General features: G+C 70.5%; 12 protein-coding genes. 9 read left to right on the top strand and 3 right to left on the bottom strand.

What is annotated here, in order from left to right; translation table 11 throughout:
• Nucleotides 1–126: 126 nt before the first annotated feature.
• The 3 genes from OCT48_RS11610 to OCT48_RS11600 are packed head-to-tail and all read right to left on the bottom strand — an operon-like array spanning nt 127 to nt 3,364.
• Complete coding sequence (locus OCT48_RS11610) at nt 127–1,530, bottom strand: bifunctional DedA family/phosphatase PAP2 family protein (RefSeq protein WP_263589314.1); 1,404 nt, start codon at nt 1,528–1,530, stop codon at nt 127–129.
• Nucleotides 1,531–1,566: 36 nt separating this feature from the next.
• Nucleotides 1,567–2,502, bottom strand: a complete 936-nt coding sequence (locus OCT48_RS11605) for a diguanylate cyclase domain-containing protein (protein ID WP_263589313.1) — start codon at nt 2,500–2,502, stop codon at nt 1,567–1,569.
• The gene (locus OCT48_RS11600) at nt 2,495–3,364 is read right to left on the bottom strand and encodes a hypothetical protein (RefSeq protein ID WP_263589312.1); all 870 of its coding nucleotides are present in this window, start codon (nt 3,362–3,364) and stop codon (nt 2,495–2,497) included. The genes OCT48_RS11605 and OCT48_RS11600 overlap by 8 nt, the downstream gene beginning before the upstream one ends.
• 94 nt (nt 3,365–3,458) lie before the next feature.
• On the opposite strand from OCT48_RS11600, the gene OCT48_RS11595 reads away from it, so the two are divergent.
• From OCT48_RS11595 to OCT48_RS11555, 9 genes are all read left to right on the top strand, one after another.
• The gene (locus OCT48_RS11595; RefSeq protein WP_263589311.1) at nt 3,459–4,757 is read left to right on the top strand and encodes a glutamate-5-semialdehyde dehydrogenase; all 1,299 of its coding nucleotides are present in this window, start codon (nt 3,459–3,461) and stop codon (nt 4,755–4,757) included.
• 29 nt (nt 4,758–4,786) lie between these two features.
• On the top strand, nt 4,787–5,413 hold the full coding sequence (nadD, locus tag OCT48_RS11590) for a nicotinate-nucleotide adenylyltransferase (protein WP_263592617.1): 627 nt from the start codon (nt 4,787–4,789) through the stop codon (nt 5,411–5,413).
• 76 nt (nt 5,414–5,489) lie between these two features.
• On the top strand, nt 5,490–5,858 hold the full coding sequence (gene rsfS / locus OCT48_RS11585; RefSeq protein ID WP_263589310.1) for a ribosome silencing factor: 369 nt from the start codon (nt 5,490–5,492) through the stop codon (nt 5,856–5,858).
• Entirely contained in the window at nt 5,855–6,322 is a 468-nt protein-coding gene (gene rlmH / locus OCT48_RS11580; protein ID WP_263589309.1) for a 23S rRNA (pseudouridine(1915)-N(3))-methyltransferase RlmH, read from the top strand. Before rsfS ends, rlmH begins: the two co-directional genes overlap by 4 nt.
• A 33-nt stretch (nt 6,323–6,355) precedes the next feature.
• Nucleotides 6,356–8,281 carry a penicillin-binding protein 2 gene (gene mrdA, locus OCT48_RS11575; RefSeq protein WP_263589308.1) on the top strand — a complete coding sequence of 642 codons (1,926 nt, stop codon included), beginning with the start codon at nt 6,356–6,358 and terminating at the stop codon, nt 8,279–8,281.
• Nucleotides 8,274–9,428: a rod shape-determining protein RodA gene (gene rodA / locus OCT48_RS11570; RefSeq protein ID WP_412031046.1), complete on the top strand. Its 1,155-nt coding sequence runs from the start codon at nt 8,274–8,276 to the stop codon at nt 9,426–9,428. Before mrdA ends, rodA begins: the two co-directional genes overlap by 8 nt.
• Nucleotides 9,429–9,474: 46 nt before the next feature.
• Nucleotides 9,475–10,539 carry a lytic murein transglycosylase B gene (mltB, locus tag OCT48_RS11565; RefSeq protein WP_263589306.1) on the top strand — a complete coding sequence of 355 codons (1,065 nt, stop codon included), beginning with the start codon at nt 9,475–9,477 and terminating at the stop codon, nt 10,537–10,539.
• Nucleotides 10,536–11,510, top strand: a complete 975-nt coding sequence (locus tag OCT48_RS11560; protein ID WP_263589305.1) for a septal ring lytic transglycosylase RlpA family protein — start codon at nt 10,536–10,538, stop codon at nt 11,508–11,510. The genes mltB and OCT48_RS11560 overlap by 4 nt, the downstream gene beginning before the upstream one ends.
• 59 nt (nt 11,511–11,569) lie before the next feature.
• Nucleotides 11,570–12,787: a D-alanyl-D-alanine carboxypeptidase family protein gene (locus OCT48_RS11555; RefSeq protein ID WP_263589304.1), complete on the top strand. Its 1,218-nt coding sequence runs from the start codon at nt 11,570–11,572 to the stop codon at nt 12,785–12,787.
• Nucleotides 12,788–12,942: the final 155 nt, after the last annotated feature.

Genomic DNA, 12,942 nt, shown 5'->3' with positions numbered 1-12,942 from the left:
GTCCCCGGCTTCGCCGGGAGCCGGAAGATCGTCCGCTGCGCGGACGTAAGCTTGAAGCTGGAAGAAAACGCTTTACACCTTTGGTGGCGCATTCAAGCTGCCTTCCAGCTCCGGGCGAAGCCCGGTCTAGGCCGGGCCCAGCCAGGCCACCCGGGCGACGCTCAGTCCCAGGGAGGCCACCGCCAGCAGCGGCCAGGGGCAGGGGGCCAGGGGCGCGCGGGGATGGCGCTGCCAGGCCAGTTGCACCAAGGCGCAGACCACGAGTCCCAGCAGGGCGCCGCCGACCAGGTCGCTCAGCCAGTGAACGCCGATCACCAGTCGCGACAGCGCCATGGGCACCACCACGGCAATGGCCCCCCAGTAGACCCAGAAGCGCCGCCCCAACGGCAGCTCCTGGGCCGTGAAGGCGGCCGCCAGGCCGAACACCACCACGGCGGTGGAGGTGTGGGCGCTGGGGTAGGCCAGCGAGTCGGCCAGGTAGTCCGGCACGCTGGGCCGGGCGCGGCCGAGTGCCGCCTTGCCCAGGGTGTTCAGCAGCGAGATGCCGAGCAGGCCGGCGGCGACATGGCCGAAGGCCGCCCGATGTCCCCGCCACAGTAGCCACAGGCCCCAGGGCAGGGTCAGGGCGATCACGCCATAGAGGTCGCCGATCTCGGCCATCCGCTCGGCCAGCCATGCCAGGCCGGGGATCGCCAGCGCCGCCATGGCGGCGTCGAGACGTTCATCCATCGGCAGCGGGCCGTCGTGATGCAGCACCACCAGGGTCCAGGCCGACAGCGCCGTCAGCGAGGCCACCAGCAGCAGCCAGGTGCCCAGCGGCGGCTCCCGGTCATGGGGGCGCGCCAGCAGGCGCCAGGCCAACCGGCCACGGGGGTGGTGTCGGGACAGGCGTGCCAGTCCCCGGTAGACCAGGCCATGGCGATGGGTCTGGTGGCGCAGCCAGGAGAAGATCAGCGCCAGTACCACCACCATCACGCCGAGCCCCACCAGCCACGGCCGCAGTGCATCGGGAAAGCCCGGCAGGCGCTGCCAGGCGCGCCCCAGGAGGTAGCCCGGCAGGACATAGGCCGGTGCCCACAGCAGCGCCGAGCCGAGGTTCGCCCAGGTGAAGGTGCGCGGCGGCATGTGCATCATGCCGGCGATCAGCGGCACCACGGGGCGCACCGGGCCGACGAAGCGCCCCAGCAGCACCGAGAGCGGGCCGTGGCGCTGGAAGAAGCGGGCGCCCCGGGCGAGCCATTCCGGATACCGCGACAGGGGCCACAGGGTGGTGACGCGCTCACGCTGGGTGTAGCCGATCCAGAAGCTGAGGCCATCGCCGACCACGGCGCCGAGAAAGGCCGCGGCCAGCACCGTGCCGACGGCCACCTCCTGGTGGCCGGCCATGGAGGCGGCGGCGGTGATCAATACCACACCCGGTACCAGCAGGCCCACCAGGGCGAGGGATTCGATCAGCGCGATGGTGGCGATGAGGGCGACCAGCAGCGGCGGCGAGGGCGTCAGTTGGTAGAGGGTGTCGGCAAGGTTCACGTGACTCTCCGTTGTCGTGATCCGCTGCGGCGGGGGTCAGCCGTCGGCCAGGCTGTGGCTCAAGGCCTGCAGGCGCTGCTCGAAATGCGGCCAGGTCTCGTCTGGGCGGGGAAAGGCGAGCCGGGTGCGCAGCTGCAAGGGGCCGGTCTCCACCAGCACCACCTGGCTCAGGGCCTGGGTGAGGCGATGGCGAACCAGCAGGGCGCCGCTCTCGGTGGTGTCCGGCAGCAGCAGCCAGAAGGCGGCGTCGCCCTCCCGCCCCAGCACGTCATGCTCCCGGCAGCGGCTGATGACGCCTCGGCAGAGTCCCTCGAGCAGTGCCGTACGGGCCTTGGCGCCGAACTGCTCGCCGGCCATGTCGACCTGGGGCAGGTGGATCAGCAGTACCGCCAGGGGGCATTCGAGGAATTCGGCCCGCTCGAACTCGCCGGCCAGGCGCTCGTGCAGGCTGTCACGGGTGACGGCCCGGCACTCGCGCTCCCAGGGATCGGTGGCGCGCAGCAGCGCCTGCTGGCGGAGTCGCTCCCAGGGCACCAGGGCGGCCACCGCCACCAGGGCCAGGTAGACGAGCAGCAGATCCCGCTCCGGCTCCCCGTTGCCCAGCAGGGCCAGCCAGATCGGCGTCAATGCCAGGTTGAGCAGCATGGCCGGGCCCAGCGGCAGCAGCAACAGCGCCAGTACCGGCGGCAGGCCCACCCACAAGGCGGGCAGGCCGGCCTGGCGAGGCAGCTCCACGGCGGTCAGCAGAAAGCCGCAGATCAGCACCAGGTAGGCCGACGCCCGGGAGGGGGAGTGAGCCCCCGCCGCCAGCAGGGTCGCCACCAGCATCACCGGTGACAGCAGGGCCGGCAGCAGGATGCGGCCATAGTCGCCCATCAGGTAGAACCACAGGGCCTGTACCAGCAGCAGCAGGGTGGCAACGGCCAGGACGACGGGGAAGAGTCGCGAGGCGTGCGGGCGATGCTCATCCATGATGGACGACCTCCTTGACCTCGAGGGGCGTGTCCTGGTGCGCCAGGGCGCGCCGCTCCCTGACCAGCGAGCCCAGCCGGGGGAGGGCGACGACCCGGGCCGTGACCGGTTCCTCGATGGCGGCGAGCAGCTGACGGCGGCGTGCGGCGGCCTGTTCGGTGTCGCGGTTGATCAGCAGCACCCCCAGGGTGCGCCTGTCGAGCCGATAGCAGTGCTCGAAACGTCGGGTCAGGCGGCACAGGCGCTCGGCCAGGGGCCACAACCGCCAGCGCGACGTCCTCAGCAGCAGCAGCTCGGCATGCACGCGTTCCTGGGTGGTGCGCCGGCGCTCCCGCTGGAGATCGTGATGGAGCTGGTGGCCGGGCCAGATCGGCAGGCCCGGCACCAGGCGGGCGCGTTCGCGCATGCGGCTGCGCAGGGCCTGTAGCTCCAGCGAGCGCGACAGCCCCAGGAGCATCATGCCGGCCAGCAGCAGCCCCGCCAGGACCCATTGCTCGGTGCCCAGCAGGTCGGCCAGCAGTGCCCAGCTCAGGGTTGCCAGCAGGGCGTTGAGCAGCAGCATCCAGCGGGGTTGGGGCAGCATCAGCAGGACCGCCCAGGCCCATAGCCAGGTGAGGTGACGCTCGGGGGCCACCCACAGCACGGCCGTCAGCAAGAGGCCCGGCAGCAGCTGCCAGGGCACGGTCGCCGGGTGTCGATGACTGAACTCGAGCTGGGTCGCGGTGACACCCAGCCAGATCGTGGTCAGCCACAGCAGCAGCGCATCCTCGAGGGCGCCGGCACTGGCCGCCAGCACGGCCGTGAGGCCGGCCGCCGCCACCAGGTTGATCCGCAACAGGCCGATTTTGTACTTGCTCTGCATGGTGACTTAGTATGGTCCCTTTCCCCGGTTCGACTCGACCCCCGGTCGCGGCCGCCGATGCTGCGGCCCCCCATTCCAGGAGACACTCTACGGCATGACAGCTCACGCCACCCACTCCAATCACGCCGAGGGCGTCGGCGACGTCGACGCCTACATGCAGCGCCTGGGACAGCAGGCCCGCGAGGCGGCGACCCGCATGCGGCGGGTCGACACCGCCGCCAAGAACGCCGCCCTGCTGGCCATGGCCGAGCGCCTGGGCGAGGCGCGGGCCGAGGTGCTGGCGGCCAACGCCCGCGACCTGGCGCGGGGGCGCGACAGCGGCCTGGATGACGCCCTGCTCGACCGCCTGGCCCTGGACGATGCGCGCCTGGACGCCATGATCGAGGGGCTCGGACAGGTGGCGACCCTGCCCGACCCGGTGGGCGAGATCGACGGCCTGCGGGCGCGCCCCAGCGGTATCCAGGTCGGCCAGATGCGCGTGCCGCTGGGGGTGATCGGCATCATCTACGAATCCCGGCCCAACGTCACCATGGAAGCGGCCAGCCTGTGCCTGAAGTCGGGCAACGCCTGTATCCTGCGCGGTGGCTCGGAGGCGCGGGAATCCAATGCGGTGATCGCCGCATGCATCCGGGCAGGGCTCGAGCGGGCCGGGCTGCCCGAGGGGGCCGTCCAGGTGGTGGCCACCACCGATCGGGCCGCCGTCGGGAAGCTGATCAGCATGCCGGAGTTCGTCGACGTGATCATCCCCCGGGGCGGGAAGTCGCTGATCGAGCGTATCACCCGGGAGGCCAGCGTGCCGGTGATCAAGCACCTCGACGGCGTCTGCCACGTCTACCTCGACGCCACCGCGGACCCGGAAAAGGCGCTGGCCATCGCCGTCAACGCCAAGACCCAGCGCTACGGCACCTGCAACACCATGGAGACGCTGCTGGTGGATGCCCCCCTGGCCGAGTCGCTGTTGCCGCGCCTGGCGGCCGCCTATGACGAGCATGGCGTCGAACTGCGCGGCTGCGAGCGGACCCGGGCGATCCTCGAGGCGGTCGCCGTGGCCACCGAGGACGACTGGGCGGCCGAGTACCTGGCGCCGGTGCTGGCGATTCGCGTGGTCGACGGCATCGACGCGGCCATGGCGCATATCGAGCGCTACAGCTCGCGGCATACCGACGCCATCGTCACCGAGAACTACACCCTGGCCCGTCGCTTCCTGGCCGAGGTGGACTCCAGTTCGGTGATGGTCAATGCCTCCACGCGCTTCGCCGACGGCTTCGAGTACGGGCTGGGCGCCGAGATCGGCATCTCCACCGATCGCCTGCATGCCCGCGGGCCGGTGGGCCTCGAGGGGCTGACCACGCGCAAGTACGTGGTGCTCGGCGACGGCCAGGTCCGGCAGTGAGCGCGGTGCCCCATCCGCCCCGCGTCGCCATGCTGGGGGGCACCTTCGATCCGGTCCACCTGGGTCACCTGCGCAGCGCCGTCGAGCTCCACGAGGCGCTGGCGCTCGATCGTGTGCACATGGTACCGGCGGCCACGCCGCCGCTGCGCGACACCCCCCGGGTGGCGTCCGAGGAGCGCCTGACCCTGCTGCGGCTGGGGATCGGTGACACCCCGGGGCTGGTCGCCGACCCCCGGGAACTGCGCCGCGAGGGGCCCTCCTACAGTGTCGATACCCTGGCCGAGCTGCGCGCGGAGTACGGCCGCGAGGCCCGACTGGTGATGGCGCTGGGCCATGATGCCTTCCTGCGCCTGGCCGACTGGCATGCGCCCGAGCGGCTCTTCGATCTGGCCCACGTGGTGGTGATCGATCGTCCCGACCACGCGGCGCGCCTGCCGGCGGCGCTGACGGCGCTGATCGGCCAGCGCGAGGTCGCGTCCACGGCGGCCCTGATGGCCGCGCCCGCGGGAGGGCTGCTGCGCCTCTCGCTGCCCTCGCGGATGGCGATTTCCGCCACCGAGGTGCGTCATCGCCTGGCCACCGGCGCCAGCGTGCGCTACCTGCTGCCCGAGGCGGTGGAAGCGCACCTGCTGGCCCGGGGGTTGTATCGTCACTAGGAACTGCCACCTCGCGCTCAAGTCGGTACAATATAGATACGACGACTTCCCGCTGAGAGGGGCTGACAAGAAGGGTATGCACATCGACGCACTCAAGACTCTGGTGATAGACGCGCTGGAGGAACTCAAGGCCAGGGACATCGCGGTCCTGGACGTGTCCCGGCTGACCAGCGTGACCGAACTGATGGTGGTGGCCAGCGGCACGTCCAGCCGCCACCTGGCAGCACTTTCCGACAAGGTGATCCAGGCCGCCAAGGAGCAGGGCATGCCCCCGCTCGGCGTCGAGGGCGAGAGCGGTGCCGACTGGGTGCTGGTCGACCTCGGCGACGTGGTGGTGCACCTCATGCTGCCCGAGACCCGCGAACTCTATGACCTCGAGCGACTCTGGGCGGACCTGCCCAGTGACGGGGTCGCCCTGGAGGAAGAGGCACACGGCACCTCATGAGGGTACGCCTGTTGGCGGTGGGCACGAAGATGCCCGACTGGGTGACCCGCGGTGTCGAGGAGTATCGCAAGCGCCTGCCCCGGGACTTCGCCCTCGAGCTCGAGGAGATCGCGCCCGGGCCGCGCGGCAAGAACGCCGATACCCGCCGCGCGGTGTCGCAGGAGGCCGAGCGCCTCCGCGCCCGGCTGCGGGGCGACGAGCACCTGGTGGCCCTGGAGGTCGGCGGCAAGCCCTGGAGCACCGAGCAGCTGGCGCGCCAGGCCGAGGGCTGGCGCCTCGAGGGCCGCGACGTGGCCCTGCTGGTCGGCGGCCCCGACGGCCTCGACCCGGCGCTGTCGGCAAGCGCCGATCAGCGCTGGTCGCTGTCCCCCCTGACCCTGCCCCATCCGCTGGTACGCATCCTGCTCGCCGAGCAGCTCTATCGGGCCTGGACCCTGATGGTCGGCCACCCCTACCACCGCTGAACGGCCCTGGCTTCTCCAAGGATATCGTCCCGCATGCGTCAGCAACGCGACACCCTGAAGAACACCGAACAGGAGCTGCGCGTCTTCCGCTGGCGGGCGCTGCTGGCGGTCCTGGTGGTGATCATCCTGACGGGCCTGCTCACCGGCCGGCTGTTCTACCTGCAGGTCGTGCAGCACGAGGTCTACAGCACCCGCTCGGAGAAGAACCGGGTCCGGGTGGAGCCGTTGCCGCCGACCCGTGGCCTGATCTACGACCGCAACGGGGAGCTGCTGGCCGAGAACCGTCCCACCTACAACCTCACCCTGGTCCGCGAGCGGGTCGACGACCTGGACGAGACCCTGTCGCTGCTGGTCGAGCTGCTCGAGTTGCCCGAGGAGGAGGTCGAGGCCTTTCGCCAGCGTTCGCGCCAGCGCCAGCGCCCCTTCCAGCCGGCGCTGCTGATGAGCGACCTGGACGAGGAGCAGATCGCCCGGCTGGCGGTGAATCGCCACCGCCTGCCCGGGGTGGAGGTCGAGGCCCAACTGCTGCGCTACTACCCCGATGCCGAGGACCTGTCCCACGTGCTGGGCTATGTCGGTCGCATCAACGCCGAGGAGCTGCAGCGCCTCGATACCGGCGACTATGCCGGCACCCACTTCATCGGCAAGACCGGGGTCGAGCGCTTCTACGAGGACGAGCTGCACGGCCAGGCGGGCCTGCGCAAGGTGGAGACCAATGCCCGGGGGCGGGTGCTCCGGGAACTGGGCCGCACCGATCCGGTGCCCGGCGAGACGCTCACCCTGACCCTCGACAAGCCCCTCCAGCGGCTGGCCGTCGACCTGCTCGACGGTCGCCGCGGGGCCATCGTGGCGATCGCCCCCCAGAGCGGCGAGATCCTGGCCATGGCCTCGGTGCCCGGCTTCGACAGCAACCAGTTCGTCACCGGCATCGACGTGGCGTCCTACCGGGCCCTGCAGCAGGACCTCGATCTGCCGCTGTTCAACCGCGCGATCCGCGGCAACTACCCGGCGGGGTCGACGATCAAGCCGTTCATGGCCATCACCGGCCTCAAGGAGGGCGTGATCACGCCCGACACGACCATCTACGATCCCGGCTACTACCAGCTGCCCAACGACGACCGCCGTTATCGCAACTGGCTGCGCTGGGGGCATGGGCGGGTCGACCTGGAGCGGGCGCTGGCGGTGTCCAACAACACCTACTTCTATTCGCTGGCCCATGAGCTGGGCATCGACCGCATCCACGACAGTCTGGCGCAGTTCGGCTTCGGTCGGCGGGTCGCCGCGGATGTCGCCGGCGAGAGCCAGGCGCTGCTGCCGTCGCGCGACTGGAAGAGGGCGCGCTACAACCAGCCCTGGTACCCCGGCGAGACGCTGTCGGTGGGCATCGGTCAGGGGTATCTGCAGATCACGCCCCTGCAGCTCGCCACCGCCACGGCGGTGCTGGCCAATCGCGGCGACTGGGTGCAGCCCCGCCTGGCCCTTGAAATCGACGGCGAGCCGGTGCCCACCGCGCTGCCGGACACGCCCCCCGACATCGATCTGGCCAACGAGGCCTGGTGGGATCGCGTCTACTCGGGCATGGAGAAGGTGCTCTCGGGCGGTGAGGGCACCGCCCGGCGCTCGGGGGTCGGCCTGGAATACCGCATGGCCGGCAAGTCCGGTACCGCCCAGGTGTTCTCGCTGGGCCAGGATCAGCGTTACAATGCCGCCGAGCTCGAGGAGCGGCTACGCGACCATGCCCTCTTCATGGCCTTCGCACCGGTGGAGGACCCGCAGATTGCCGTCTCGGTGATCGTCGAGAATGCCGGGGGCGGCAGCAGCCATGCCGCGGGCCTGGCCCGCGAGATGGCCGACTTCTGGCTGCTCGAGCGCCAGGCCGGTAAGGCCCCGGTCGGTGCGGACCAGGCCGGCGATCCCGAGGATTCCGCCAGGGAGGACGGCCGAGATGGCGATGGTTGAGCTGACCCGAGGGCTGCGCGGGCGGCCCGTCAAGCCCCCCCTGAGCGGCATGTCGCGGCGGCGTAGCCTCTGGGAGCGTATCCACCTGGACCCCTGGCTGCTGGCCATGCTGCTGGTGCTGATGCTCTCCGGGCTGGTGGTGATGTACAGCGCCAGCGGCCAGCGGCTCGACGTGGTGATCGCCCAGGGCATACGCTTCGGGGTTGCCCTGACGGGCATGGTGATCATCGCCCAGTTCACGCCCGCGACCCTGCTGCGCTGGGCCCTGCCGGCCTACCTGGCGGGGCTGGCCATGCTGGTGGCGGTGGAGGTCATGGGCGACATGGGCATGGGCGCCCAGCGCTGGCTAGTGATCCCCGGGGTGGTGCGCTTCCAGCCTTCCGAGATGATGAAGCTCGCCGTGCCGATGATGGTGGCGGCCTGGCTGAGTCGACGGGAACTGCCGCCGCGCTGGCAGGACCTGGTGGTCTGCGCCTTGCTGATCGGCGCCCCGGTGCTGCTGATTGCCCGCCAGCCCGATCTCGGTACCTCGCTGCTGGTGGCCCTGGCGGCGGTGTTCGTGATCCTGCTGGCGGGGCTGTCGTGGCGCGTCATCCTGTTGCTCGGCGGGCTGGCGGCCGCGGCGCTGCCGCTGCTGTGGATGAGCATGCACGACTACCAGCGCCAGCGGGTGCTGACCTTCCTCGACCCCGAGAGCGACCCACTGGGGGCCGGCTGGAACATCATCCAGTCGACCACCGCCATCGGCAGCGGCGGGCTCTGGGGCAAGGGCTGGCTGCAGGGCACCCAATCCCAGCTGGAGTTTCTGCCGGAGCGCCACACCGACTTCATCGTCGCCGTGCTCGGCGAGGAGTTCGGCCTGGTCGGCATGCTCGCCTTCCTGGCCCTGTACCTGCTGATCGTCTGCCGGGGCCTGTGGCTGGCCGGCGTCGCCCAGGAGACCTTCGGTCGCCTGCTGGCGGGGAGCATCATCCTGACCTTCTTCATCTACGTGTTCGTCAATGTGGGAATGGTCAGCGGCATCCTGCCGGTGGTCGGGGTGCCCCTGCCGCTGGTCAGTTACGGCGGTACCTCCAGCGTGACCTTGCTGGCCGGTTTCGGTATTCTCATGGCCATTCATTCGCACCGCCGCCTGCTGCCGCGCTAGGCCGCTCCGGGCCGGTAGCAGGCAAGATGATTCAGGGAGAGACGGGATGACGGTGACGACCCTTTCACGGGGACGTAGGACGCTGGCCCTGGCGCTGGGTGGGCTGCTGGCCCTGGCGGTCACGGGCGCATCGGCGGGGGACTTCGACCCCCATCGCGGGGAGGTCCAGGCGCTGGTGGACGAGGTGGCCGAGCGTGGCGTGGCCCGTGACTGGCTCGAAGCGGCGCTGGCGCAGGCCGATTTCCGCCAGGAGGTGCTGGATGCCATGTCCGGGGCGGCCGAATACCACCTGGTCTGGCACGAGTACCGCGACATCTTCCTGGGCGAGCAGCGCATCGCCAAGGGCGCGGCCTTCATCGACGCCCATCGCGAGGCCATCGAACGCGCCCAGGCCGAGTATGGGGTGCCGGCGGAGATCATCGCCGCCATCCTCGGCGTCGAGACCCGCTACGGGGAAGTGACCGGCGATCATCGGGTGCTGGACTCGCTGTCCACCCTGGCCTTCCATCACCCCCGGCGTGGTGACTTCTTCCGCGGCGAACTGGCCGCCTTCCTGGAGATCGCCTACCGCCAGGGGGTCGCGCCGGACAGCGTCGAGGGCTCCTACGCCGGCGCCATGGGCTATCCCCAGTTCATTCCCACCAGCTATCGCGCCTATGCGGTGGACTTCGACGGCGACGGCAAGCGCAACCTCTGGACCGACCCGGTGGATGCCATCGGCAGCATCGCCAACTACTTCGCCGAGCATCGCTGGCGGCCCGGCGCCCCCGTCTACCATGAGGCCGAGGGGCCGGCGACCCCGCCCGAGGGGGTCGACTTCAACCAGGCGAAGCCACCGTCCATGAGCGTGGCCGAGCTTCGCGAGCGGGGCATCACGCCCCGCGGCGAGCTGTCCGGCGACACCCGCGTGGTGCCCCTGGCGCTGGCCATGGCCGACGGCTCGACCCGCTATCGGCTCGGGCGCGACAACTTCTACGTCATCACCCGCTACAACCACAGCTACCTCTATGCCATGGCCGTGACCGAGCTCGCCGAGGCGATCGCCGAGGCCCGGGGCCGGCCGTCCGGCTGGTTCGAGTCGACCCTCGCCGATCGGGAGGCCTCGCGATGAGGGCCTGGTGGTTGGCCGCGCTGGCGGTCCTGTGGCTGGGCGGCTGTGCCGCGGGCGGCGGCAGCCGCCCCGTCGACGTCGGTGGCCCCGCCGAGGCGCCGGCGACCACCGGTGACGGCGAGCGCTATGCCATGAGCAGCGATGCCTACCCCGAGGAGCCGCCGGACGTCAGCCGGGTGCCCGATGCCGTGCCGCGGGTGGAGGCCCCCTCCCGGGCGGGCAATCGGGCCACCTACGAGGTATGGGGCAAGACCTATCACGTGCTGCCCGACGCCAGCGGCTACGAGCGGCGGGGCACCGCCTCCTGGTACGGCAAGAAGTTCCACGGCTACGCGACCTCCAACGGCGAGATCTACGACATGTACAAGATGAGCGCCGCCCATCGCTCGCTGCCGTTGCCCACCTATGCGCGGGTCACCAACCTGGACAACGACCGCTCGGTGATCGTGCGGGTCAACGACCGTGGCCCCTTCCACAGCGAGCGGGAGATCGACCTCTCCTATGCCGCCGCGGCGCGGCTGGACATCCTCGATCGCGGCACCGGCCGGGTGCGGGTCGAGGCCATCGATGCCCGCGACTGGCTGGCCCGCCACGGCGAGCCGGCCTCGCCCGAGCGGACGACCGTGGCGACGGCGCCGGCCGCCGATCCCCGGCCGGCCGACGCCGTGCGCGGCGCGGATGACCGCGCCGCGCCGTCGAAGCCCGGGGACGCTCGCTCCGTGGAGCGCCGCTCCGCCACCAGTCGCGCCATCTACCTGCAGGTGGCCGCCCTGGGCTCGGCCGACAATGCTCGCGCCCTCAAGGCCAGGCTCCAGGCCTCGCTGGATCGCCCGGTGCGCGTGGCCAGTGCGGCCGGCATGCACCGTGTCCAGGTCGGCCCCCTCGAGAGCGCGGCGCAGCTCGACCCGCTGCGCGGCGAGCTGCGTCGTGCCGGCTTCGATACGGCCTTTGTCGTCGACGGTACCGAGTGAGCTCGGCGTTCCGTCATCGTCAATCGATCACCCTGATGCACCCGAAGAGACCACCATTCATGAAAGTCCTGCGTTCGTCCCGTTTCCGCCGGCTCGTGCCGGTCCTGTTGGCCTGCCTGTCGCTGGTGGCCTCACCGCTGCTGGCCCAGACGCCGCAGCCCCAGCAGCTTCCCCAGACCCAGACCATGATCCCGGCACCGCCGCAGCTGGCCGCGACCTCCTGGATCCTGATGGATGCCGACAGCGGTCGCGTGCTCGCGCAGCACAATCCGGACGAGCGCCTGCCGCCGGCCAGCCTGACCAAGCTGATGACCGCCTACCTGGTGGAGCGCGAGCTGAACAGCGGCAATATCGCCCCCGATGACCCGGTGCCGGTCAGCGAGAAGGCCTGGCGCACCGGTGGCTCGAAGATGTTCATCGAGGTCGGCGAGCAGGTGCCGGTCAGCGAACTGCTGCACGGCATCGTCATCGTCTCCGGCAACGACGCCAGTGTGGCCATCGCCGAATACCTGGCGGGGGGCACCGAACCCTTCGCCGACATCATGAACCAGCATGCCGCGCGGCTGGGGCTGACCAACACCCATTTCGTCAACCCGACCGGGCTGCCCGACGAGAACCACTACTCCTCGGCTCGCGACCTGGCGCTGCTGGCCCAGCACATCATCAACGACTACCCCCAGCACTATCGCATCTACCGCCAGAAGCAGTTCACCTACGGCGGGATCGAGCAGCCCAACCGCAACCGCCTGCTGTGGCGGGATGCCAGCGTCGACGGCCTGAAGACCGGCTGGACCGAGGAGGCCGGCTACTGCCTGGTGTCCTCCGCCGAGCGCGACGAGATGCGCCTGATCTCGGTGGTCATGGGCACCGCCTCCGAGGAGGCCCGCGCCCAGGAGACCCAGAAGCTGCTGAGCTACGGGTTCCGCTACTACGAGACCCTCAAGCTGTATGACCAGGGCGCCGTACTCAACACGCCGCGCGTCTGGGGCGGTGACAAGAACGAGCTGCGCGTCGGCGTCGACCGCAACGTCTTCATGACCGTGCCTCGCGACCGCAACCAGGAGCTTGCCGCCAAGCTCGACCTCCAGGCGGACCTCACCGCGCCCATCGCCGCCGGCGAGACGGTCGGGCGCATGGAAGTGCGCCTGGGCGACGAAGTGGTCGGCGAGCGCCCGCTGCTGGCCCTGGAGGCCATCGAGGAGGGCGGCTTCTTCAAGCGCCTGTTCGACAAGGTACAGCGCTTCTTCACCAACCTGCTGGGCGGTTTCCTCGACTGAGCCGGGCCGGCGCCCACAGGGCTATCGCAGTTGAGTCAGACGATGGGCGCCGGGGACAAGCCGAAGAGGAGGTCCTACGCCAGGGAAGGCGTCGGTAGCTTACATGGAGGTATTCACAGCGCCTCCTCGCAGGCTTGTCGACGGATCAGCCCCGA

This window comes from Halomonas sp. M4R1S46, assembly GCF_025725685.1.
Lineage (GTDB): Bacteria > Pseudomonadota > Gammaproteobacteria > Pseudomonadales > Halomonadaceae > Halomonas.
This window is presented reverse-complemented; position numbering and strand designations above follow the sequence as displayed.